Annotated in this window: 21 protein-coding genes and 1 pseudogene; 10 read left to right on the top strand and 12 right to left on the bottom strand. The window is 65.4% G+C overall.

What is annotated here, in order from left to right; all coding sequences use genetic code 11:
* Both ABW137_RS28655 and ABW137_RS28660 read right to left on the bottom strand, forming a co-directional pair.
* Positions 1–542, bottom strand: a 542-nt coding sequence (locus ABW137_RS28655) for an MFS transporter (protein WP_526405095.1), incomplete at its 3' end; no start/stop codon positions are given.
* A complete protein-coding gene (locus ABW137_RS28660) occupies positions 479–931 on the bottom strand; it encodes an alcohol dehydrogenase catalytic domain-containing protein (protein WP_526405097.1) in 453 nt (150 codons plus the stop codon). The genes ABW137_RS28660 and ABW137_RS28655, both read right to left, overlap by 64 nt.
* A gap of 88 nt (positions 932–1019) precedes the next feature.
* On the opposite strand from ABW137_RS28660, the gene ABW137_RS28665 reads away from it, so the two are divergent.
* A complete protein-coding gene (locus tag ABW137_RS28665) occupies positions 1020–1592 on the top strand; it encodes a TetR/AcrR family transcriptional regulator (protein ID WP_526405099.1) in 573 nt (190 codons plus the stop codon).
* A gap of 37 nt (positions 1593–1629) precedes the next feature.
* On the opposite strand, the gene ABW137_RS28670 is transcribed toward ABW137_RS28665, so the two are convergent.
* From ABW137_RS28670 to ABW137_RS28680, 3 genes are all read right to left on the bottom strand, one after another.
* Positions 1630–2052 carry a DoxX family protein gene (locus tag ABW137_RS28670; protein WP_526405101.1) on the bottom strand — a complete coding sequence of 141 codons (423 nt, stop codon included), beginning with the start codon at positions 2050–2052 and terminating at the stop codon, positions 1630–1632.
* Between the two features lie 95 nt (positions 2053–2147).
* On the bottom strand, positions 2148–2924 hold the full coding sequence (locus ABW137_RS28675; protein ID WP_526405103.1) for a 2-oxo acid dehydrogenase subunit E2: 777 nt from the start codon (positions 2922–2924) through the stop codon (positions 2148–2150).
* A gap of 305 nt (positions 2925–3229) precedes the next feature.
* Positions 3230–4111: a fumarylacetoacetate hydrolase family protein gene (locus ABW137_RS28680; protein ID WP_526405135.1), complete on the bottom strand. Its 882-nt coding sequence runs from the start codon at positions 4109–4111 to the stop codon at positions 3230–3232.
* Between the two features lie 216 nt (positions 4112–4327).
* On the opposite strand from ABW137_RS28680, the gene ABW137_RS28685 reads away from it, so the two are divergent.
* From ABW137_RS28685 to ABW137_RS28720, 8 genes and pseudogenes are all read left to right on the top strand, one after another.
* On the top strand, positions 4328–5365 hold the full coding sequence (locus ABW137_RS28685; RefSeq protein WP_526405105.1) for a helix-turn-helix transcriptional regulator: 1038 nt from the start codon (positions 4328–4330) through the stop codon (positions 5363–5365).
* 272 nt (positions 5366–5637) lie between these two features.
* A complete protein-coding gene (locus ABW137_RS28690) occupies positions 5638–6210 on the top strand; it encodes a VOC family protein (protein ID WP_526405107.1) in 573 nt (190 codons plus the stop codon).
* A gap of 80 nt (positions 6211–6290) precedes the next feature.
* On the top strand, positions 6291–6797 hold the full coding sequence (locus ABW137_RS28695; protein ID WP_526405109.1) for a hypothetical protein: 507 nt from the start codon (positions 6291–6293) through the stop codon (positions 6795–6797).
* A gap of 108 nt (positions 6798–6905) precedes the next feature.
* Entirely contained in the window at positions 6906–7796 is an 891-nt protein-coding gene (locus tag ABW137_RS28700; protein WP_526405111.1) for a carbohydrate ABC transporter permease, read from the top strand.
* Positions 7783–8634 carry a carbohydrate ABC transporter permease gene (locus tag ABW137_RS28705; RefSeq protein WP_526405113.1) on the top strand — a complete coding sequence of 284 codons (852 nt, stop codon included), beginning with the start codon at positions 7783–7785 and terminating at the stop codon, positions 8632–8634. Before ABW137_RS28700 ends, ABW137_RS28705 begins: the two co-directional genes overlap by 14 nt.
* Positions 8631–9965 carry an ABC transporter substrate-binding protein gene (locus tag ABW137_RS28710; RefSeq protein WP_526405115.1) on the top strand — a complete coding sequence of 445 codons (1335 nt, stop codon included), beginning with the start codon at positions 8631–8633 and terminating at the stop codon, positions 9963–9965. The genes ABW137_RS28705 and ABW137_RS28710 overlap by 4 nt, the downstream gene beginning before the upstream one ends.
* Positions 9966–10030: 65 nt before the next feature.
* Positions 10031–10482, top strand: a pseudogene (locus ABW137_RS28715) (DUF222 domain-containing protein); the annotation flags it as partial.
* Between the two features lie 65 nt (positions 10483–10547).
* Positions 10548–13280, top strand: coding sequence for a helix-turn-helix transcriptional regulator (locus ABW137_RS28720; RefSeq protein ID WP_526405117.1), 2733 nt, complete (start codon positions 10548–10550; stop codon positions 13278–13280).
* A gap of 40 nt (positions 13281–13320) precedes the next feature.
* Here the strand turns inward: ABW137_RS28720 and ABW137_RS28725 are convergent, their stop codons facing one another.
* From ABW137_RS28725 to ABW137_RS28755, 7 genes are all read right to left on the bottom strand, one after another.
* Positions 13321–15588: an ATP-dependent DNA ligase gene (locus ABW137_RS28725; protein ID WP_526405119.1), complete on the bottom strand. Its 2268-nt coding sequence runs from the start codon at positions 15586–15588 to the stop codon at positions 13321–13323.
* 101 nt (positions 15589–15689) lie between these two features.
* On the bottom strand, positions 15690–16952 hold the full coding sequence (locus ABW137_RS28730) for a DUF4032 domain-containing protein (protein WP_526405121.1): 1263 nt from the start codon (positions 16950–16952) through the stop codon (positions 15690–15692).
* Complete coding sequence (locus tag ABW137_RS28735; protein ID WP_526405123.1) at positions 16953–18029, bottom strand: ABC transporter ATP-binding protein; 1077 nt, start codon at positions 18027–18029, stop codon at positions 16953–16955.
* 38 nt (positions 18030–18067) lie between these two features.
* Entirely contained in the window at positions 18068–18937 is an 870-nt protein-coding gene (locus tag ABW137_RS28740; protein WP_526405125.1) for a carbohydrate ABC transporter permease, read from the bottom strand.
* Positions 18938–18968: 31 nt separating this feature from the next.
* Positions 18969–19943, bottom strand: coding sequence for a carbohydrate ABC transporter permease (locus ABW137_RS28745; RefSeq protein ID WP_526405127.1), 975 nt, complete (start codon positions 19941–19943; stop codon positions 18969–18971).
* Positions 19943–21316 (bottom strand): ABC transporter substrate-binding protein, encoded by a 1374-nt coding sequence (locus tag ABW137_RS28750; RefSeq protein WP_526405129.1) that lies wholly within the window; start codon positions 21314–21316, stop codon positions 19943–19945. The genes ABW137_RS28745 and ABW137_RS28750 overlap by 1 nt, the downstream gene beginning before the upstream one ends.
* Positions 21317–21365: 49 nt before the next feature.
* A complete protein-coding gene (locus ABW137_RS28755) occupies positions 21366–22346 on the bottom strand; it encodes a sugar-binding transcriptional regulator (protein WP_526405131.1) in 981 nt (326 codons plus the stop codon).
* Positions 22347–22559: 213 nt separating this feature from the next.
* On the opposite strand from ABW137_RS28755, the gene ABW137_RS28760 reads away from it, so the two are divergent.
* Positions 22560–23458 (top strand): mannitol dehydrogenase family protein (locus tag ABW137_RS28760; protein WP_526405133.1); only part of this gene is annotated, 899 nt, incomplete at its 3' end.

A 23458-nucleotide genomic window follows, 5' to 3' on the forward strand; every position in this document is an offset into this window, starting at 1 on the left:
AAGCCGGTCATCAGCGCGTAAGGCAGTCCGGTCGATACCGCGTAGGCGATGCCGCCCAGCGCCGGGCCGCAGATCATCGCGAGCTGCCCGGAGCCGGTGGTCAGCGCGGTGGCCTTCTGCAGCGTGCCCTCCGGCACCACGCCGGGCAGCAGCGCCGAGACCGCCGGGCTTTCGAACGCCGTCGCCGCGCCGAACAGCGCCACCGCGACAAAGATCTCGGGCGCGGTAATCCAGCCGGCATAGCTGCCCCAGGCCAGATAGGCGGCCACCACGCCCTGCGCGATCTGGCAGATCTGCGTCACGCGGCGGCGGTCGTAGCGATCCGCAATATGGCCGCCGGCGAACACCAGCAGCAGCATCGGCAGGAACTGGACCAGCCCGACCATGCCGAGCTGGAACGCGCTGCCGGTCATGTCATAGACCTGCCAGCCCACCGCCACCGCCGCGATCTGCGACGAGAACCGCGAGAAGGTGCGCGTCAGGACGTAGAACAGGAACGGCGGATGGCCGGTTGCACTCCAAGGTCGTCGAGCGCTTGCCACGCCGTCTCGGCGGCCATTGGCAGTGCGGCAGCCTGCTCGGCGCTGAGACTCGCTGGGATGGGCGCCCACGCTGCCATCACCCCGTACTCGGCCGCGCCGGCCGTTGAACCGTCGTAGGTAGCCGGGCCGAACACGCGATCGCCGACGGCTACGCCGGCGACCCCCTCACCAAGTCCATCGACGGTGCCAGCTATTTCGAGTCCGAGTCCGCGTGGCAGAGGGGGCAGTTGGTCTGCGAAGAGGCCGTCGACCAACGCCCAGTCCGCTGGGTTCAGGCCGCAGGCTTGGACGGCGATCCGAATCTGCCCAGGCCCCGGTTCCGGCTTGGGGACATCGCGCAGGGCGACAACGTCTGCGGATCCGAACCGGTCGAACTGAAGAGCCTTCATGAAACGATCGATCCTCCCTGACGACAGCATCTGCTGTCATTGACAGTATCACCACGACGGCAGGATCTGTCGTCATATCCTGGTGCACATGCCGCGATGGGAATCCGATGCGCAGGCCCGCCTCGAGCGCGCGGCGCTCGAGCTGTTCGAGAAGCAGGGGTTCGAACGCACCTCCGTCGCGCAGATTGCGCGCGCCGCCGGCCTCACCGAGCGCTCCTTCTACCGCTACTTCCCTGATAAGCGAGAAGTCCTCTTCGCAGACAATGAGCTCGAGGCCCACCTCGTCGCCCGGGTCGAGGGGGCCGACCCGAGCCTCACACCGATGGAGACGCTGCTGGCCGCGCTGGGGACCGCCGACGAGATCTTTCGTCCACGCGAGTTCCTCTTGCGCCGCGTCAAGGTGATCGGCGCGAGCCCTGCGCTGGTCGAGCGCGACCTGATGAAGCTTGCCGACGTCGCCGACGCGCTGGCGGGAGCGCTTGAGCGCCGCGGCGTGGAGCCCGGTAAGGCCCGCTTCGTGATCGACGTGGCGATAGCGATTTCACGACGTGCCATATCCCTTTGGCTGGCAGACCCCGAGGCCTCCCTCTCCGAGCTCATCGCTTTGGCCGCTGCGGAGCTGTACGAGGCGGTCACACCGCCAGCTCCGGCGGCTCGCTGAGTCCACCGCAAAGCCGCGACATCCACCTGTCACGGCTCTAGCCCGAGTCGGCTCGGCGGCGAGGCGCATCTGGCCGTGGCTCGAAGGCCGCGAAGAGAAGGCCTCCAAGCATGGCCACGTTCTTGTGGAACTGGACTCGCTGCAACTTGCGGGCCGCCGGGTCCTCAATCGACCAAAAGTTATGCCCCGCAGCGGTAGTGGGCACCAGCGAAGCCGCTAACATCACCGCAGACAATCTGGGCAGGATGCCCGCAGCCAGCATGACCCCACCTATGGTCTGTACCGCGGCGTTGGAACGCACCACCAGTTCGTCCTCTGGTAGCGGAACGATTCTTCGGAGCGCATCCAACGTCGGGGCAGCCATCTCGGTACGCCCGCCTGGCGTACGTAGCGCATCCCACCCGAGGATCGCATAGGTGGAGCCGGTGAGAAGTCGAGCTGCCTTCAGTCCAAGTTTCATGGCTGTACCTTCGACACGCCTTCCGCTGCTGGTTCGTACGGTTTGAAATACTTTGTCAGACATAGCGAGACCTCATGCGAGACCTCTTCGAGACCTCATAGTAGTGCTGCCGAGTCGAATCCGGTCTCGAGCCGCTGCCGAACGGTTCCGAGGTAACGAGCCGCGTCGGCGCCGTCGACGATGCGGTGATCGTACGACAACGACAGGTACGCCATCGAACGGACGTCGAGACGGAGGTCGCCGGCTTCACCGCGGTTTGGGACGATACGCTCGACGACGGCTCCGATCCCGAGGATTGCCGACTGGGGCTGATTGATGATCGGGGTATCGAACAAGGCTCCCCGGCTGCCGGTGTTCGTGATCGTAAACGTCCCTCCGCCGAGATCGTCGGCACGGATGGTTCCCGTGCGTACGCGATTTGCGTAATCACCGATCTGATGAGCGAGTTGAGCGATACTCAACGACGCCGCATTCCGGATGACGGGGACCATCAGACCCTTGTCACTGTCGACTGCCATGCCCAGGTTCACCGCCCCGTGGTAGGTCACCTGGGTGCACTCCGCGTCGAGTGACGAGTTGATCACCGGGTGCGCGTCAAGCGCGTCAACCGCGGCCGCGACGAAGAACGGCAGAAACGACAGCCTCATTCCGGTTCGTCGTTGAAACGCTTCCTTCTCCTGGGAACGCAGGTGGGCGATCGCCGTCACGTCAACCTCGACGACCGTCGTCAATTGCGCTGCTGTCTGAAGAGATTCGACCATCCGGCGGGCGATGGTACGGCGAACCCGCGTCAGCTTCTCCACGCGATCCGCACCCGCGGCAGGGACCAGGGCGGGCTCGGTGACTCCTTCCCGCGCGACTTCCTCAGCCACGACCCCAGCGGCAGGTACTTCCTTGGCAGCGTTGCCTGCAATGATGTCAACCGGTCCCCCCACCTCGATCACCGAGTCCTCGAAGGCCGAATTCGATTGGTGTGCTGAATGTTCGAGGTAAACATCGACGGGATGGGCGTCTCGACCTCCCGCACTGTGGCGGATGTGCCGGTGGTCGTGCTCTGTGGCTCGGTGGTCGAAATGATCACTGGCGGTGGTGCCGCCGATGCTGCAGCAGTCATGAGATCGCTCCCTGGAAAGGCCTTGAGCTGTTGGCATTTGAAGACGGTGCGCGCACGGCGGACCTATGGCGAGTTGGAATTCCCGACGAATGTTTGATGCAGCTCGCCGATCCCGCCGATCCAGCTATGCAGCAGATCGCCGGGCTGCAAGTAGCGCGGCGGCTTCTGTCCGATGCCGACCCCTGCGGGTGTCCCGGTGAAGATCACGTCACCTGGATACAACGTCAACGTTTCCGACAACGCTGCGACTACCGCCGGAACCGGGAAGATGAGGTCGCTGGTGCGACTCTTCTGGAACTCCTCGCCATTGACGGCGCAGCCCACCTCCAAGTCGTCGGGATCAGCGAATTCGTCCGGCGTGACCAGCCACGGACCTTGGGGAGAGAACCCCGCGAAGGACTTGCTAAGACCGAATTGCGGAGCCGGACCGCGGAACTGCGAGATGCGCTCCGAGATGTCCTGCCCCACCGTCAGGCCTGCCACATGTGCCCAAGCATTGTTCGCTTCGACCCGGCTGGCCTCGCGGCCCATGATGACGACCAACTCCACCTCCCAGTCGACATTGCCGCCGGGGGGAATGGTTACTTCACTTTCGGGTCCGGAGAAGCTGGACACGTACTTGGTGAAGATGGGGGGTAGCGACCCAGGAGAGTCAAACCCCGACTCAGCCGCGTGCTCGTGATAATTCAGGCCCACGGCGAATACTTGCCGTGGCTCCGGTGACGGGGCCCCAAGCAGACTCCGGTCTAGCTCAAACCCGCCAGGTCCGTCGTCGATCAAACCTTCGTTGGCAACCCATGCAGCCACGTCTTCCCAGGCCAGGTAAACCCCGGCTAGGGCGGGACCGAATCGCCCGCCGGACGCGGTGGCCAGGTCGACCGCCCGCTCAGCTCCAGGTTCGCCGACCACGAGAGCGGCACGGTCGACGATGTTGGCGATACGCATGAAGTCCTCGGTTTCGTCGCAGCGCGGGATGGGTCGCCAACATGGCGTTAAAATGTGAACCAGGTCATTTCCAACTCGAAAGATAAGCGGCGGTACTGCTACAGAGCTATCCGACATGCGCCCAGAACAGTCCGCCCTGCGAAGTGATCCAGAGATTCGGTTCGAGGCACCGGTCGTTCGCCCCAGGAGTCGCGAACATCAGGAGGCACGCACTACATGGTCGATCTGCCCGAAGCGGCGTGGTCAAGCCAGATGGCTCATGGTGGGCGTGGAAGCTACTGCGCCACCGACGACTTCGATGTCTATCGCGCCAGTATCAACGAGACCTTCTATCCCGCTCGGCTCGAAATGGCGAGCGGTGCCCGACACCTCTCGGATGCACGGATGCTGGCGGTGCGCCTAACGCACATGACGATCGGAATCGTCCGCTTTGGTGCCGAGGTCCTCATCGATCCGGGAGCTGTCAGTGGCTACCACATCGACTTACCCCTGACGGGTTCGCTGGACACCAGTTGCGGCCATCAAAATGTGGTGGCGACCCCTGGGCTGGCTGCCGTTTACTCCCCCGGCGAACACACCTTCCTTTCGCGGTGGGCAGCCGACAATACACAGCTCGCCATCAAACTCGACCGGGGAGCGCTCGAACAGGAACTCAGCCAGATGATCGGTCACCCCGTGAAGGGCACCGTGCGATTCGACATCGGTTTCGATCTGACCACCCCCGCCGGCAAACGGTGGGCATCAACGTTGCAGCTACTGCTTGACACGATCAGCGATCCCGGGCCGATGCCGGCTTCGGCTTACGTCACGCAGGTCGGCTATTTGGAACGGGCGCTGATCACGGGACTGCTGACGAATCAACGGCATTCGATGACCGGAGTGATCCTCGATAGCGGCACCGATTCCCACAATCCGGCAGCGGTACGCAGGGTCATCGACCTCCTCGACGCGGCACCTGGCGCTCAGTACACCGTCGCCGACCTCGCGGCGGCCGCTGGGGTCGGAGTGCGGCAATTGCAGAAGTTGTTTCAGGACAGGTTCGAGATGAGCCCGACCGAATATGTGCGCAACACCCGACTCGACGGAGCGCGCGCCGATCTCCTCAAACACCAACCTGATTGCACCGTAAGCGAAGTCGCATTCCGGTGGGGCTTCAATCACCTCGGCCGGTTCGCGCACTACTACGAGCAGAGATTCGCCGAACCACCTTCTCGAACCCTTGGTGTCCGCCTCGGCGGTCGACGTAGGCACTGAGTCGATCAGCTCACCTGCCGGTCGAAAGAGTGCGGCTCCGCTCCGCGCGTGATTGGTTCGCCTGCTGGACGAAGGGTGGCGCATTCCGGATATTCAAGCCCACTGCGGCGCGGCTACCGTCATCTCGTCCGGAGTGAGCCAGGTAACAGAGCCGGCCGGGATTGAACTAGGGCTTCAGTTCATTCTTCAGTCGAAGTCTGCAGCTGGAATGCCTTGCCGGGGCTCGACAACCGCAACGGTGCTCGCCGCACCTGTCCAGGAAGTGAACCGATATGCCGACCGCACCGAAATTCGCTCATGTCGTATTCCAAACCGACCAGCCCACGCAGATGCGGGACTGGTACTGCTCCGTCCTCGACGGCCGGGTCGTCTACCAAGACCAGGCACTGTGCTTCATCACCTTCGACGACGAGCATCACCGTGTCGCCCTATTGACGCCGCCCACGGCGCTCGATCGCAAGACACCCACCACTGCGAGCGTGCATCACGTCGCCTATACCTTCGATCATTTGGACGACCTCCTCGCGCGCTACGAATTGCTTCGCGACAGGGGCATACTGCCCGCGGTCTCCATCGCGCACGGAGTCACCACCTCGCTCTACTACCAGGACCCCGACGGCACCTTCGTCGAAATGCAGATCGACAACTTCGCCGAACCCCAGCACGCCACCGACTACATGCTCGGACCCGAATATGCCGAAGACTCGGTCGGACCCGCGTTCGACCCCGAGGCCATGCTCGCCGCCCGTCGCGCAGGCGCGTCCGTCGCAGACCTCACCAACCGTGCATGGTCGACGAAAGCCCACCTGCCAGACCCGATCTCCGTTCTGGTCGGAGTCCGTTAGACCACCATGACCCGGGGCGGCCACGACAGATACGCAAGAGCCTGCCAGCGCTGCCCGACGTTTACCTCAGGAGGTCCGTGATGCCCGACGTTGTCTCCCGGCGCTGTCTGATGTGCGCCATGGAGGAAGCCGACGAGACCCGTACCGTATTCCGCGACGAACTGTGGGCAGGCGAAGTCGTCAACGGCATGGAAGTGCCAGGGTGGTTCGTGCTGCGATCCCGCAGGCACGCCGAACTCATCACCGGCCTTGACCAGGCCGAACTCGACTCCGTCGCACACCGAGCTCGCGACCTGACTGCAGCGGTAACGGAAGTCACCGGCGCCCCCGCCACCTATCTCATGACGTTCGGAGAGAACAACCGGCACTTCCACGTACTCATCACGGCACGGGGAGAGGACGTGCCGACCGACCGGCGAGGCGGCAACATCCTCAAACTCATCGACGAACGCGCCGACACGTCTGCCGCCATCCGACTCGTCCCCGCCGTGCGCGAGGCCTATGTCCGATCCGCCCGCTCGGATACTGCAATCCAAGGATCCGGCCCTCCACCGCAGGAGTCAGGGAGTCACCGCACACGCCCATGACGGTCGCCGTGACTTGCGATACAAACACTCGACAACCGCCATCGGCAAGGATGGTGGCGCCCGAGACCGGGTACCGGATGTCACACTCGAGGTCGCCGCCGGGACTCGATGACCTTTAATGAGCGGGTGGGTCGCCTACGTGTTCGCAACACCGTTGCGGGGTACGCGCTGCTCGCCCCGAGCCTGTTCGGCGTCGTGGCGTTCCTGCTGCTGCCGATGCTGGTGGTGCTGTGGCTCAGTCTGCATCGCTGGGATCTGTTGGGGCCGATGAAGTTCGTGGGGTTGAGCAACTGGCGCTCGGTGCTCGGCGACTCATCGTTCGGCACGTCGCTGGCGGCCACGTTGCTGTTCACCGTGCTGGTGGTGCCGGTGCAGACGTTGCTCGGGTTGTTCGCGGCGGCGCTGCTCGCCCGCGACCTGCCGGGCAGCGGGTTCCTCCGCACTCTGTACGTATTGCCGTGGATCTGTTCGCCGTTGGCCATCGCCGTGCTCTGGAAGTGGATCCTCGCCCCCACCGACGGCGCGGTGAGCACCCTGCTCGGGCACCGCATCGAATGGCTCACCGACCCGGTGCTCGCCCTCCCCGTCGTCGCCGCGGTCACCGTGTGGACGAACGTCGGCTACGTCACGTTGTTCTTCCTCGCGGGGATCCTGGCCATTCCCCAGGACATCCAGAACGCGGCCCGCACCGATGGTGCCTCGTCGTGGCAACGCTTCCGCCACATCACCCTGCCGATGCTGCGGCCGACACTGTTCTTCGTCCTCGTCACGGGAATCGTCAGTGCCGCTCAGGTTTTCGATACCGTGTACGCCTTGACCGATGGCGGCCCGCAAGGCCGCACCGACCTAGTGGCCCACCGGATCTACGCCGAGGCGTTCGGTGCGGCGGCGGTCGGCCGGGCCGCGGTAATGGCGGTGGTGCTGTTCGCGCTGCTGGTCGGGGTGACATTCGTCCAGCATCGCTACTTCCGGCGCAGGATCAGCCATGACCTGGTCTGATCGCGGTTCTGCCTGGCGAGCGGGCCGGGCGGTCTCCAACGCCGCGATCTATCTGGCGCTGACGGTCCTCGCGGTGATCACACTCGTTCCGTTCGCGCTCGGACTGGTGACGTCGTTCACCTCGACGAGCCAGTTCAACACCGACGCCCCGCTCTCCATCCCCGCCCCACCGACGCCTGCCAACTACCTGGGACTTGCCGACGCGGGGTTCGGACGGGCGCTGGTGGTGACGGCGCTGATGACCGTCGTCATCCTGCTCGGACAGCTGAGCTTCTCCGTCCTGGCGGCGTATGCGTTTGCGCGGATGGAGTTCCCGGGCCGCGACGCGCTGTTCTGGGTGTACGTCGCCACGCTGATGGTGCCGCCGACGGTGACCGTGGTGCCGCTCTATCTGATGATGGCCGAGCTCGGACTTCGGAACACGTTCTGGGCCTTGGTACTACCGTTCATGTTCGGCTCGCCCTACGCGATCTTCCTGCTGCGCGAGTACTTCCGCAGCATCCCGGAGGACCTGATCAGGGCAGCCCGCACCGATGGCGCCAACACGCTCGACGTCATCGTGCACGTGGTCCTGCCCGCGAGCCGGCCGATCCTGGTGACGCTGGCGCTGATCACCGTGGTGACGCAGTGGAACAACTTCATGTGGCCACTGGTCATCACCAGCGGCGGCACGTGGCGCGTGCTGACTGTGGCGACCGCAGGCCTGCAGTCGCGCTACGACGCGCAGTGGCCGCTGGTGATGGCGGCGACCACGGTGGCGATCGTCCCGTTGATCGTGGTGTTCGTCGCGTTCGGTCGCCACATCGTGCGCTCCATCGTGGTGACGGGGATCAAGTGACCCGACCCCGGTTCTCGACGCTGTTCGTCTGCGCGCTGGCGTCGGCGATGGCCGTCCTTCTGGCCTTCGCGGTACTGCTCGGCGGATCGAGCGAGCGCACAGGCCGCACGGTCGTGACGGTGCGGGTGTGGGATCAGCAGGTCGCCGAGGCTTACCGAAAGTCGTTCGACGAGTTCACCCGCGCCCATCCCGACATCGAGGTACGCGTCGACGTCGTCGCCTACTCGTCGTACTTCGACACGCTGCGCACCGACGTCGCGGGCGGCGGTGCCGACGACGTGTTTTGGCTGTCCAACGCCTACTTCGCCGGCTACGCCGACAACGGCAGGCTTCTTGACGTCGGCGAGGCCCTCGGTCCTGCCGCGGCGCGAGCCTGGGAGCAGCCGGTGGTCACGCAGTTCACCCGCAATGGAACCCTCTGGGGCGTACCGCAGCTCACCGACGGCGGCGTCGCGGTGTACTTCAACGCCGATCTGGTCGACCAGGCCGACGTGGGGCTTGCCGAGTTGCTCGGCCTGCGCTGGTCGACCGGCGCCGGTGACACGCTGCGACCGATGCTTCGCCGACTCACCGTCGATGTGGACGGAAACCGAGCGGATACACCGCAATTCGACCCGACCAGGGTCAGGCAATGGGGTTATAACGCCGCCAACGACCTGCAGGGCATCTATCTCGACTACATCGGCTCGGCAGGCGGTCTCTTCACCGACGGCGACCGGTTCGCCTTCGACAACCCGGCTGCCATCCAGGCGTTCGAGTACCTGGTCGCCCTCGTCAACGCCGACCACGTCGCTCCGCCGGCTTCGGACACCAACGGCAACGGCGACTTCTCGCGCAACCAGTTCCTCCAAGGTCGGATGGCGTTGTTTCAGTCGGGCACCTACAACCTGGCGGCGATCGCAGACGGGGCGTCGTTCCGGTGGGGTGTCACCATGCTGCCGAGCGGGCCGACGGGCCGAGTCAGCGTCACCAATGGCATTGCGGCAGCGGGCAACGCCGCCTCTCCGCACCCGGAGGCGGTGCGTGAGGTCCTACGGTGGATGGGCAGTGCCAGGGGTAATGCGTTCCTCGGCGCCGACGGGGCCGCCATCCCCGCGGTGATCGCCGCCCAGCCCACGTACTTCGACTACTGGGCGGCCCGCGGAGTGGACGTCACACCGTTCTTTCGGGTGTTGGACGGTCCGCGGATCGAGGCGCCCGGCGGGCCGGGATTCGCGGCGGGCTACCAAGCGCTGCAGCCCTTCTTCGACGAGATGTTCCTCGGGCGCCGCGACGTACCGAGCAGCCTGGCCGCCGCGCAGGCCGCCGCCAATGCTGCGGCGGAGAGTTAGACGCCGGCGTGCATCCCGGTCCCTGCGCGAAGAATTGATGTCGTACCCCGGTGTGATGATGGTGTATGTCGTCGACGGCAACCGATTTCGCTCCTGCCGGGGTGGCCCGCAGGAACGTCTCGAGGTGTTGTTCGAGGAGTTGGCCGAGCTAACCGGCCAACGCAACGCCACCGACGCCCGCATCGTGGACATCATCGCCGAAATCGACCGCGACGGCATCTGGGGCGCCACCGGATGCCGCTCCATCGCCGCGCTGGTGGCCTGGAAGACCGGAGTGTCCTCCCACAACGCCGACACCATCGCCACCATCGCCCACCGCATCGACGAACTCCCGCACTGCACGCAAGGACTGCGCGAAGGCCGATTCTCCCTGGACCAAGTCGGCGTCATCGCCACCCGCGCCGGCGCCGGATCCGACGCCCACTACGCCCACCTCGCCCGCAGCGCCACCGTCAGCCAACTACGCACCGCCATCACACTCGAACCCCGCCCCCACCCCCAACCCACACCACCACCGCAGCGGCAGAAGAACTGTGACCGCTTCCGACGTCTGCGGGCACGCTCGCGTGTCAAGATCACCGCATGGCCGGAGCCATCCGACGCGGCACGCTGCTGGGACGGCGCGACGAGCAACGGACGCTCGCCGGGTTACTGGAGCGTGTCCGCGGCGGCGGGAGTGGAGTCCTCGTCCTTCGGGGTGAAGCCGGTATCGGCAAGACCGCGTTGCTACATGATGTTCACGACCGAGCCTCAGATCTTCGCGTCATTGCTCTCAGCGGTGCGGAATCGGAACTTGAGCTTGCGTACGCCGGCGTTCAGCAGCTGTGTGCCCCATTGCTCGGTCATATCGACCGGTTGCCCGACCCTCAGAAGAACGCGCTACGGGTAGCACTCGGCTTGCGTGACGGTGCCGCGCCGAATCGCCTCTTGGTGGGTTTGGCGGTGCTGTCACTACTCGCCGACGCCGGCGCGGAGCGCCCCACCATGTGCCTCATCGATGATGCGCAATGGGTTGACCGCGCATCCCTGCAAGCGCTGGCGTTCGCGGGGCGCCGGCTCGCGGCCGACCCCGTGCTGATGGTCTTCGCGGTCCGCGGATCGCAGACCGATCCGGAACTGGCTGCACTACCCGAGATGCACCTCGGCGGCCTCGCCGATGCCGACGCTCGCACGCTGCTCGCGGCAATGATGCCAGCGCAACTGGATGACATCGTCCGCGACAACATACTGGCCGAAGCGGGCGGCAATCCGCTGGCGCTGCTCGAGTTGAGCCGTGCGCTGCCACCGGCGCGGCTCGCGGGCGGATACGGACTGGTGGCGGCAAAGACGCTGGCGACACGCATCGAGCAGACTTACGGTCAGCGCCTGCGCGAACTTCCACCGCAGACACGCATGCTCCTGCTGCTCGTCGCCGCCGAACCGACCGGTGAGCCGGCATGGCTGTGGGCAGCCGCCGCGCGGCACGGAATCGGCGCGGACGCCGGTGTCCCGGCGGAGCACAGCGGGATGGCGACCGTGGATACCAGAGTGCGATTCCGGCATCCTCTCGTGCGGTCAGCCATCTATCGCAGTGCCTCGCCATCGGAGCGGCGGCAGGCTCACGCCGCATTGGCCGAGGTGATTTCCGGACCAGTCGCGGACGAGCACCGCGCCTGGCACCGCGCCCACGCCACGGACGCACCCGATGAGGCGGTCGCCGTGGAACTGGTGCAGTCAGCCGCCCGAGCCCGCCGCCGCGGCGGCGCCGCCGCTGCCGCCGCGTTCCTTGAGCGGGCGGTGGAACTCACCCCGGATCCCACGTCTCGGGCCACGCGCGCGATCGACGCCGCGCATGCCAAACTTGACGCCGGTGACGCAGAGGCGGCGACCAAACTTCTCCGCACGACCGTCGGCCTGGAGGACGAGTTCCTCAGTGCGCGAGCCGATCTGCTGCGCGCCAAGCTGGCCTTCGCTACCCGCCGTGGCAGCGACGCACCGCCGTTACTGTTGGCGGCAGCGGAAAGGTTGCGCGACTTGGATCCCGCGCTGGCGCGGGAGACCTATCTCGAAGCTCTGATGGCGTCGATGATCGTGGGTCGACTCGCCGCCGCGGTGGCCGTGGCAAGGTCGGCACGCACGGCCCCATCGGTGTCAGGATCACCCAGAGCGGTCGACCTCTTGCTGGATGGGCTGGTAGTCAGACTCACCGACGGATACACGGCCGCAGCCCCGCTGCTGAAACGCGCCATCGCTGCGTACCTGCACGAAGAGAAGGCGGGCACTGCCGATCCGCGATGGCACGCCATCACCCTCCGAGTCTTGCTGGATCTGTTCGACGAGGGCACGTACAACGAGCTAAGCGCCCGCCAGCTTGAGCTACTCACCGCTGCAGGCGAATTGACGGTCCTTCCTGCCGCCCTCACCACCAACTCGGGCGTGTGCGTCAACTCGGGCGCCTTCACGAAGGCCGCTGCGCTGCTCGAGCGGTCCAAGTCGATGTCCGAAGCGACGGGCACGCCGCCTCACCGCGCCATCGAGGCGTATCTCGCCGCCTATCGCGGGCAGGAGCAGCTGTGCGGCGACCTGGTGCAGGCGACGATCGAAGCAGCAAGCGAACGCGGCGAGGGTAGCGAAGTCGGCGTGGCCCATTTCTCGGCGGCGATCCTCCACACCGGACTTCGCCAGTACGACAAGGCATTCGCCGCATGTAGGTCGGCGTTGGAGTTCGACGACCTTGGACTGCAAGGCTATCTCCTGGTCGAGATGGTTGAGGCGGCCATCCGGAGCGGCCACCGAAGCGCGGCGGAAGCTGCGCTCGACGGACTTGCCGAGCGGGCAGTGGCCAGCGGAACTGACAGCGCGCTGGGTCTCGCAGCCCGATCCAGGGCTCTCGTCGATGATGGTCCAACTGCCGAAGCCGAATACGAACTAGCCGTGGCGAACCTCGCGCGCAGCCCCGTCGTCGTCTACCAAGCCCGCACGCACCTCGTCTACGGCGAGTGGCTGCGACGTCAGGACCGCCGAGTCGAAGCATGCAGGGAATTGCGCATCGCGCATGAGATGTTTCGCCAGATGGGAGCGGATGGCTTCGCCGACCGGACTCGCCGCGAGCTCAAGGCCGCTGGCGAGCCCTTGCGAACGGACCGGGGCGGCAGGTCCAAGGTGGCATTGACGACACAAGAGAGCTATATCGCCCGGTTAGCAGGTGACGGCTACACCAACTCCGAAATCGCCAGCCACCTGTTCATCAGTCCACGGACGGTCGAATGGCACCTGAGCAAGATCTTCACCAAACTTGGAGTGTCGTCCCGTCGCCAGTTGCGACAACGCGAATGAGGGCGTTCCCACTCGCTCACGCCTGCGGAGGGGCCATGCCCTATTCCCACACCACCTCAGACGGCGACTTGTCCGGACGCATCCCCCGCCAGCTGGGTTGACGCAGGCGACCATCCGAGGTGCGTTCGCTGTAGCGGACCTCGCCAACGAGAGTTGGTTCGACGAACGTGACCCCTTTGGCGTCGGGTCCGGAAAGCCTTGTGGTGAAGGGTGATTGGTCGGTGTGCAGTGGCGCCAGCGTCTTCTTGAGCGTGGCGAGATCCTTCTCGGTGAAACCGGTGCCGACGCGACCAGCGAACGCCAGCCCGTCTCCCTCCGGCACCCCGATCAGCAACGCCCCGATGCCGCTGGTCCGCCCGCCCTCACCGGCGCGCCAGCCGCCGATCACCACCTCCTGGGTGAGCCACAGCTTGTCCTTGATCCACGACGACGACCGCCGCCCCGGTTGATAGGTGGAATCGCGCTTCTTCGCGACCACGCCTTCCCACCGTTGCTTCCTGGCGTATTCGAGCGCCTCTGCTCCGTCGCCCGGTAGCTGATCGGGCACGATCAGCCCTCCCCCGCCTGCGAGTGCCTCCAGGATGCGTCGACGGTCGGAGTACTTGGCGCGCAACAGGGATCGCCCGTCCAGATGCAGGACGTCGAACGCCCAGAACTCCACGCGGGTCGAGCGCGCGCGGTTCTGCATCTGTCCGAAGCTGGGCACGCCGGAGTCGTCGAGCGCGACGGCCTCGCCGTCGAGGACGACGTGGTGGTCGGCCAGGTCGGCGGCCAGCGCCTTGAGTTGCGGATACTCGCCGGTGACGTCGCGTCCGCTTCTCGACCGCAGTTCGAGCGCCCCGTGATCCGCGTTGACCAACAGTCGGTAACCGTCCCACTTCCCCTCGAAGGCCCACATCACCTTCGTCAATCGCTCCACCGAGCCGTGGGTAGCGAGCATCGGGGCGAGATCCGTTGCGGTGAGCTGGTTCTGCTCCTTCATCCGGTGAGCGAGCCAATTCTTCCCGTCCGTCTGGATCAGCGCGTAGCGGCCGGACACCTTGGCTCCGTGCAGGGTGACGATCACCTCCCCGCCCTTGGCGGGACCATCGGGTGAGTTGTCGCGGAACTTCTCCGTCTCATACGTGCCTGAGTCCCAGACGATCACCTTGCCACCGCCGTACTCCCCCTTGGGAATCGAGCCCTCAAAGGTGGCGTATTCCAGCGGGTGGTCCTCGGTGTGCACCGCGAGATGGTTCACCGACGTGGTTTCGGGCAGGTTCTTCGGCACGGCCCACGACACCAAGACGCCGTTGCGCTCCAACCGGAAGTCGTAATGCAGCCGTCGCGCATGGTGTTCCTGGATCACGAACGTGTCGTCGTTACCCGTCGCAGGCGCCTGACGTGGCACGGGTTCCGGAGTCTTGCCCGCGTCCCGCATGCTGCGATACGTGGTCAGCTTGTCGGCTAGCGGCACCACCTCGTCCAACCCAGCCAGCAGGTCACCGTCGCGCTCGACGCGCTCGATTACCTCGTCGAAGCGCAGGTGGCGCAGATCGGGGTCCTCGATCTCGTCCCAGGTGCGTGGAGCGGCGACGGTCGGCTGTTCGCGGCCGCGCATCGAATACGGCGCGATCGTGGTCTTGGCCGCGCTGTTCTGGCTCCAGTCGAGAAACACCTTGCCCGCCCGCAGGCTCTTCGTCATCGTCGCGGTGACCTGCTTGGGCATGGTCTTCTCGAGCTGCTGAGCGATCCGCTTCGCCAGCACCGAGGCACCCTGCGAACTGACCGGCTCCGCCAGGGGCACGTAGAGGTGCAGACCCTTGCTCCCGCTGGTCAGCGGATACGTGATGAGCCCGAGGTCGTCGATGAAACCTCGTACTTCGTGGGCCACCTCGCACAGCTGGCGGAACGTGACGTCCTCCCCAGGGTCGAGGTCGAACACGATTCGGGTGGCAGGCCCCGGACTATCGGGCGACACGAATCGCCATTGCGGCACGTGCACTTCCAGCGATGCCTGCTGCGCGATCCACGCCAGTCCTTCGCGGGTGTCGATGATCGGGTACGTCGTGGTGCCCGACTTGTGGGTCACCGACCCGCGCTGCAGCCAGTCCGGCGCCGACGACGCGAGCTGCTTTTCGAAGAAGTCGCCTTCGTCCACCCCGTTGGGCCAGCGCTTGCGGGTCACCGGTCGGCCGGCGATGTGCGGCACCATGGCGTCGGCGATGGCGACGTAGTACTCGAAGACCTCCGCCTTGGTGGTGCCCGCGGCGGGATAGAGCACCTTGTCGGGGTTGGTCAGCTTGACCCGTCCACAGCGATCCACCACCCCACGCTATTACCCACCATTGCGCACGAACAGTCGCAAACTCGCCGGTGGTCTCGACGGGTCGGGCACGTTCGCTGGAGTCGCTCCCCCGGGACCGTTCCTCAGTCCACCTCGATGACGGCGAACGGTTCGGTCGGCACCTCGGCAATGGCCATCTTCGCCGCGGAGTCGGTCGGGATGATGCCACCGACCAATGCCGCGAGCGCCTTGTTGGTGCCGACGTCGCGGCCTGCCTTCTCGCTCAGCAGCCAGCGCACCTCGAGGAGGTCGCAGTAGGCCTGGATCGCGGTGCCCTTGTGCCCCAACGCCTCCAGTGCCAGCTGCTCGTACGGTGTGAGCACTTCGATGACCCACAGCCGGGCGGCCGTCGACTCGTCGACGTCGTCACCCGCCTCCCGGCACAGTTGTGCTTGGTAGGCGTGCAGGTCACCGAGCAGGATGGCCGCCTGTCCCTCACCGACGTCCAGGCCCGTCAGCTCCTGCAGGTGCTGTGCGTGATAGCGGCGGTCGCCGACGACCACCTTCACCCGCAACCTGCTGGGATCCGCGCTGTCCGGTTGCAACGACAGCTCGTCGACTGCGAACCCCAGATCGTTGAGGCGCCGGATGGTCCCCTCGACGCGGTAGCGGTCGGTGAACCCGAACACCGGCTCGGCGTGCAGCAGCTCCCACAACGACTCGTAGCGCGTCTGAACTTGTTCGGCCTCGGCGATCAGGGTCTCGTGCATCTCGTCGGGTAGACCGAGCCGCTCCGCCAGATCGACCAGCCCCTCGGCGACGTTCTCCACCAAGATCTCGAGGTCGTGCCTGCGCTGACCCCGGCTCAATTGCGGATGAACCTCCGAGGTCTCGGCGTCGACCAACCATGCCTGCAGCATCTGCCCGTCCCGGGAGAACAGCGTGTTGGCCAGCGAGCAGTCACCCCAGAACACGCCGTGGCGATGCAACTCGACCAGCAGGCCGGCCATTGCATCGAGCAGGCGGGCCCGGTGCGCCGACTGGTCGGGCGGCAACCGCATGAACAACCTGCGGTACTGCCACGAACCCTCGAGGTAGCGAGTCACGAGGATCGCGGTCTCGAACTCCGGCTGCAGCACCAAACCCGCGGGATGCACCGCAGGCAGGCCCATGTCCTCGAGCCGCCGCAGCACGTCGTACTCCTTGATGGCGACCCTTGGCGGAAGGTCCTTGACTGCCCACAGGTGATCGTCGGCGTCGACGAACTTCACCAGGTGCCGACTCATCCCCACCGCGATGTCCCGCAATGGCACGTCGGGGACCGTCCACTCCGAGAGTCGACGGTCCCACGGCAGTGCCAGGAGGCCGGGAGATGGTGCGCGGAGCCGTAACTCCGGCGGGCGCATCTAGTTGAGTCGTTCGCCCGAGGTCGGGTGGAACAGGTGCACCGCGCCTTCCGGATGCCTCCGCAGCCGCACCGTGTCGGCCAGCCGGGGCGCCGTGCGCGGGTTGCTGCGCGCCACCAGCTCGACACCGCTTGCGTGCGCATAGACGTACGCCTCGCTGCCGAGGTCCTCGACGAGGTCGACGACGACCTCCACGCCACCGGAGTCGGTGATCTCGAGCTGCTCGGGCCGGATGCCGACGGTGACCTCGGAGAGACCCGCCTGGCTGATCTTGCCGACGTCGTCGCGCTCGAGCTCGAACACCGAGTCACCGAGACGGACGCCTCCTTCGGTGACCGGTGCGGTGAACAGGTTCATCGCGGGCGAGCCGATGAAGCCGGCGACGAATGCGTTCGCCGGACGATCGTAAAGCTCGTTGGGCGAGGCGAATTGCTGCAGTTTCCCGAAGCGCAGCACGGCGACCCGGTCGCCCATCGTCATTGCCTCGACCTGGTCGTGCGTGACGTAGACGGTGGTGGTGCCGAGACGACGCTGCAGGGCGGCGATCTGCGTGCGGGTCTGGACGCGAAGCTTGGCGTCGAGGTTCGACAACGGCTCGTCCATGCAGAACACCTGCGGCTCACGGACGATCGCCCGACCCATCGCGACGCGTTGGCGCTGGCCACCGGACAGCTTGGCGGGCTTGCGATCCAGATGCTCGGTCAGATCGAGAACCTTCGCGGCCTCCTCGACCTTCTTGCGTCGTTCCTCGGCCGACACGCCCCGCAGCTTGAGCGCGAAGCCCATGTTCTCGGCGACGGTCTTGTTGGGGTAGAGCGCGTAATTCTGGAACACCATCGCAATGTCGCGATCCTTGGACGGCACACCCGTCATGTCCTTGCCGCCAATTTCGATGGCGCCCTCGTCGATGTCCTCGAGGCCGGCCAGCATGCGCAGCGCGGTGCTCTTGCCTGAGCCGGACGGCCCGACGAGGACGATGAACTCGCCGTCCTGGATGTCGAGGTTGAGGTTGTCCACCGCGAGTTTGTCCGAGCCCTCGTAGATGCAAGAGGCGTTCTTGTAGGTGATCGATGCCATGTCTGAGTCTCCTTGTCAGGTAGGAAAAGTGGGGAAGGTTACTTGATCGCGCCGAACGAAAGTCCGCGCACCAGCTTGTTCTGGGCGAACCACCCGCACAGGATCACGGGCAGTGCCGCCATGGTCGCGGCCGCCGAGAGCACGGCCCAGTACTGACCCTCACCGGCGATGAACCCGACGAGGTACACCGGCATGGTCTGCGCGTTCACCGCGGTGAGGTTCACCGCGAGGAAGAACTCGTTCCAGGCGAAGATCACGCAGATCAACGCGGTGGCCGCGATGCCGGGCGAGACCAACGGCAGGATCACTTCCCGCACCGATCGCCAGAGGCTCGCGCCGTCGAGGCTGGCGGCCTCGAGCAGTTCGCCTGGCACTTCGAGGAAGAATGACCGCATCATCCACACCGCGATGGGCAGGTTCATCGAGGTGTAGAGGACGACCAGGGCCCAGATGTTGTCCAGCAGACCCAGATTGGACACGATGACGTACAGCGGCAGGATCGCCGCGACGACGGGCAGCATCTTCGTGCTCATGAAGAAGAACAACGCATCCGATGTCTTGCGAACGGGCCGCAGTGACAGCGCGAACGCAGCAGGCACACCCAGGAGCAGGACCAGGATCGTCGACATGGCGGTGGCGAACACGGAGTTCAGCATCGCAGGCCCGATGCCCTGATCGAAGACGGCCGAATACTGGTCAAGCGTCGGGGTGAAGAAGAACGTCGGCGGGTTGGTCGCCGCGTCACTCTCCTGCTTGAACGAGGTCAACACCATCCACAACACCGGGAAGAAGAAGCCGAGGCCGACGAGCCAGGCGACAACACCCCACGGGCTGAACTTCTTGGTCTTCTTCTTGCGCACCGGAGCGGAATCGGTTTCCGCTGCGGTTCTTTCGACAGTGGTAGTCATCGTAATGAACCTTTCTTCGCGCAAGCGCTCATCACGCCGCCTCTTCCTTGCCGGAGAATGATTTGAAGATCAATCGAAGTGCGAAGCTGGCGATGATCATCGTGAAGATGACGACCACCACGCCCATCGCCGCCGCCTGGCCCATGTCGAAACCGAGGAACGCTCGCTGATAGATGTAGAACGGCAGGTTCGCGCTCGCGACACCGGGTCCGCCCTGCGTCATCATGAAGATCGCGTCGAAGGTGTTGACCAGGTAGACCGCACCGAGCACGACGCCGAGTTCGATGAAGCGCCGAAGGTGGGGCAACGTCAACTCGCGGAAGAGTTGGATCGCCGTCGCGCCGTCGACCCGGCCCGCCTCGAGCTGGTCACGGGGCATGGACGTCAGGCCTGCCAGGATCAGCAGCATCATGAACGGCGTCCACTGCCAGATCAATTCGACCATCACCATCGCCAGCGGAAACTGGCCGATCCAGTCCACCGGTCCGATCCCCACCAGCGACAGCACCCAGTTGAGGATGCCGTTGTTGGGGTCGAGGATCGTCGTCTTCCAGACCAGCGCTCCCGCAACGGGAGTGATGAGGAACGGCGTGATGAGCAGCGTGCGCACCACCCCGCGGCCGAGGAACGCGCGATCAAGCAGCAACGCGATGCCCAGGCCGAGAGCCGCCGAGATCAGCACGACCCCCACGATCAGGATGACGGTGTTGCCCGCCACCGACCAGAACTGACTGTCCTGAATGACCGCGAGGTAGTTGCTCAAGCCGACGAACTGCCGCGAGCCGGGACGCACCAGGTTCCACGACAACGTCGAGTAGTACAGGGTGAACAGGAACGGCACCTGGGTGACCGCGATCATGAAGATCAGAGCGGGCAGCAGCGGGCCACGCCGTCGCCACCCCTCGGCGCGACTCACGCCGGTGTCCTGAGCCTCGCGGATCTTGCGAACCCGCTCGGCTACCTCCTTCTCGCCGGTGTCGGCACCGGTGTCAGCAGTAAGGGTCATCACTTCTCCTGGTAGCTCTTGCCGACGACCTCGGCATACAACTGGGCTTGTTCCATCGCGGCGTCGACGGACTTCTGCCCGGCGATGGCCGCACTGATCTGTTGGCTGACCCGCGTTCCGAGATCCTGGAACTCGGGAATCCCGACGAACTGCACACCCGTGTACGGCACCGGTTGCACCGTCGGCTTGTCCGGGGTCGCGTTCGTGATCGACTGCAGGGTCAACGGACCGTAGGACTTCGAGATCGCCTCGTACTCCGGCAGTTCGGTGTAGGTCGAGGTCCTGCTACCGGGTGGCACCCGGGCCCAGCCCAGCTTCTCGCCGACCAGCTTCATGTAGTCCTTGCTGGTCATCCACGAGATGAACTTCCAGGCGCCGTCGGGGTTCTTGGCCGCCTTCGGGATGCCAAGCGCCCAGGTGTAGAGCCACCCCGAGTTGGGCTTCTTCACGATCGGCGCAGGCAGGTAGCCGATCTTGCCGACGAGGTCGGGGTAGGTCTGGGGATCTTCGAGCACGGAGACCGCCGACGTCGCGTCGTACCACATGGCCGTCTGGCCCTGACCGAAGAGGTTGGCGCACTCCTGGAAACCGGTTGAGGACGCGCCCAACTCACCGGACTCCTTGATGGTGTTGACGTAGAAGTTGACGGCCTCCTTCACCTCGGGGCTGTTGAGTTGCGCATTCCACTGGTCGTCGAACCAGCGGCCACCGAAGGTGTTGATGACCGTGTCAAGGGGTGCGAGCACCTCGCCCCAGCCGGGCTTGCCGCGCAGGCAGATCCCTGCGTCCGACACTTGCTTGGCCTTGATCGTCTTGGCCCAGTCCGCGACTTGCTGCCAGGTGGGCTGGTAGCTCGGATCCTGATTGACCTGGATCCCGGCCTGCTCGAACATGTCCTTGCGGTACATCAGGAAGGACGACTCGCCGTAGAACGGCACCGAGTACATGTTGCCCTCGTACGAAAGCGACTCCCGCAGCGACGGAATGAAGTCATCCTCGTCGTAGCCCGGGGTGTTCTTCGCGTAGTCCGAGAGGTTGACCAACCAACCGTCCTTGGCCCACTGCGGCGTCTCGAAGTTGCTGATCATCGCGACGTCGAACTGGCTGCCGCCCATGGCGGTGGACATGGTGATCTTCGCCCGCGCCTGGTTCTCCGAGAGCGAGATGAACTTCAGCTTGACGCCGGGGTTTTCCTTCTCGAACTCCGACGACAGCTTCTGCGCGTCGGTCATCTGCGAGTTGGACACCAACGCGATCGTCACCTCGTTGTCCGATGCCCCCAGACTGCCCGCGCCCGCGCAGCCCGCGGTCAGCGTCAGGCCGACGGCCACGGCGCATACCGAGAGCTTTCGCAGTGCTCTTGTCGCTTTCATCTCCACCCCACTCCTCGTTGAGTATTACTTCGTGTGATCATGTGCCCTCCTAGTCCAAAAGCCAACGTGCACAATCAATGTCGCAAACCAGCAGCTTGGCCAGCCCACCTCGAAGCGCGGCCAGGGTGGCCTCGTGCTTGGGCGGCCCGCTGCAGACCAGAATCGTCTTGGCGCAGTTGCGAATGTCTTCTAGCGGCACCGAAACCGCGCGGTGCGCGAGTTCGGTGATCACCGGCGTGCCCTGGGCATCGAAGAAGCGGCCGCCGATCTCGCCAACCGCGCCGAGGGACACCAATTCGTCGAGCATCCTGGTGTCCAGGAAGCTGCCCTCGAACAGCGTGGTCGACGTCGTCGTCGAGCCGACGCCGAACAGCATCGTGTCCGCCCGCCTGCCCGTCTCGAGCGTGCGCGAGATGACCGAGTCGCTGTGCATCGACACGACGGTCGAAGGGTCGGCGTAGAGGGGTGCGGGCAGGCGCATGGCGCTGGCGCGCAACATGTCCGCTCCGCGGCTGAGGATGAACTCCATGCCCGTTTGGTAGGCGGCGGTGGACATGGCGCCGTCGAGTTGGACGACGACGCGGCAGCTGGCCACGCCCGGCGTCAGGGCGGTGACGGCGGCGACCTGCTCCGGCCCCCAGGTGAAGCCGAGCACGTCGTTCTCCGAAAGGCGGCGCATCAGCAGCGCACCCGCGGCGCGGCCGAGGTGTCCGGTGACGACCGCTTCCGTCAACCCGTACCGGGCCTCAAGCTGACGCTCCTCGTCGGCGTGCAGGTCGTCCTTCATCGTCGGCGGCACCACGACCTCGATGCGGACCAGGCCTCGGGCCTTCGCCCTGGCGATCAGCCTGCCTGCGGTGGGACGGGACACCCCGAGCTTGGAGGCGATCTCGGCCTGTGTCAGTCCGTCGAGGTAGTAGAGGGTGGCCGCGCGAAGGGCGAGCCGCAGATCCTCGGGCGTGGCACCGCCAGCCGGCCCTGGCGCAGAGCTGGATTCCGCCAGCCGGCCGTTCGACGTCGGTGTCGCCACGATCGCGATTCCAACCTCTCACTCAAGTGAGCATATGCTCACGGGTGCGTGTAGATGTTCACCACGCTAACATCTAAATGTGACCTACACAACACTTTCAGTTAGACAAGCAAGATGGGTTGAGATCGATGGCAGCGATGCCAAAGAGAGATGTCAAAGAGACCCCAGCGCCAACCGGCTGCCGGGTAGCGTCGTGAAGGTGGTGGCCGCGTCATGAAACTCAGCAATTCGACCCTGTCCAAGATTCCGATCGCCAAGCCGACGTATGACCGAAGCGAGATCAGCGTCGGCATAGTGCATTTCGGCGTCGGCGGGTTCCACCGCGCCCATCAGGCGATGTACGTCGACCGGCTTCTCGAGATGGGCAAGGCCAAGGAGTGGGGCATCTGCGGCGTCGGCGTCCTGCCCGGCGACCGCAAGATGGCGAAGGTGATGGCCGACCAGGATTGCCTCTACACGCTGATTGCGATGAACCCCGACGGCAGCCGCGACCCACGCGTCATCGGCTCCATCGTCGATTACCGCTACGCGCCCGACGATCCCGAGGCCGTCATCGAACTGATCGCCGCACCGACCACTCGCATCGTCTCGCTCACGATCACCGAGGGCGGCTACTTCATCGACGACGCGGGGCCCGACAGTGTCTTCGGGTTGGTGACCGCCGCGCTCGCTCGCCGCAAGGAGCGCGGTGTGCCGTCACCAACCATCGTGTCGTGCGACAACATCGAGGGCAACGGTGACGTCGCGCGGGAGGCGTTCACCGCGTACGCCAAGAGGACCGACGCCGACCTGGCCGAGTGGATGACGGCGAACACCCGATTTCCCAACTCGATGGTCGACCGCATCACCCCCGTCACCACGCCCGACGTGATCGAGACGCTGGCGTCGGAGTTCGACGTCTCCGACGAGTGGCCCGTCGCCGCCGAGCCGTTCACCGCCTGGGTACTCGACGACGACTTCTCCGATGGCAGGCCGCCGTACGAGGACGTCGGCGTGCTGCTCGTCGACGACGTCACGCCGTACGAGTTGATGAAGCTGCGGCTGCTCAACGCCGGCCATCAGGCTCTCTGCTACTTCGCCTATCTGGCGGGCTACCGACTGGTGGCCGACGC

The sequence above is a fragment of the Mycobacterium sp. genome, assembly GCF_040509115.1.
GTDB lineage: Bacteria > Actinomycetota > Actinomycetes > Mycobacteriales > Mycobacteriaceae > Mycobacterium.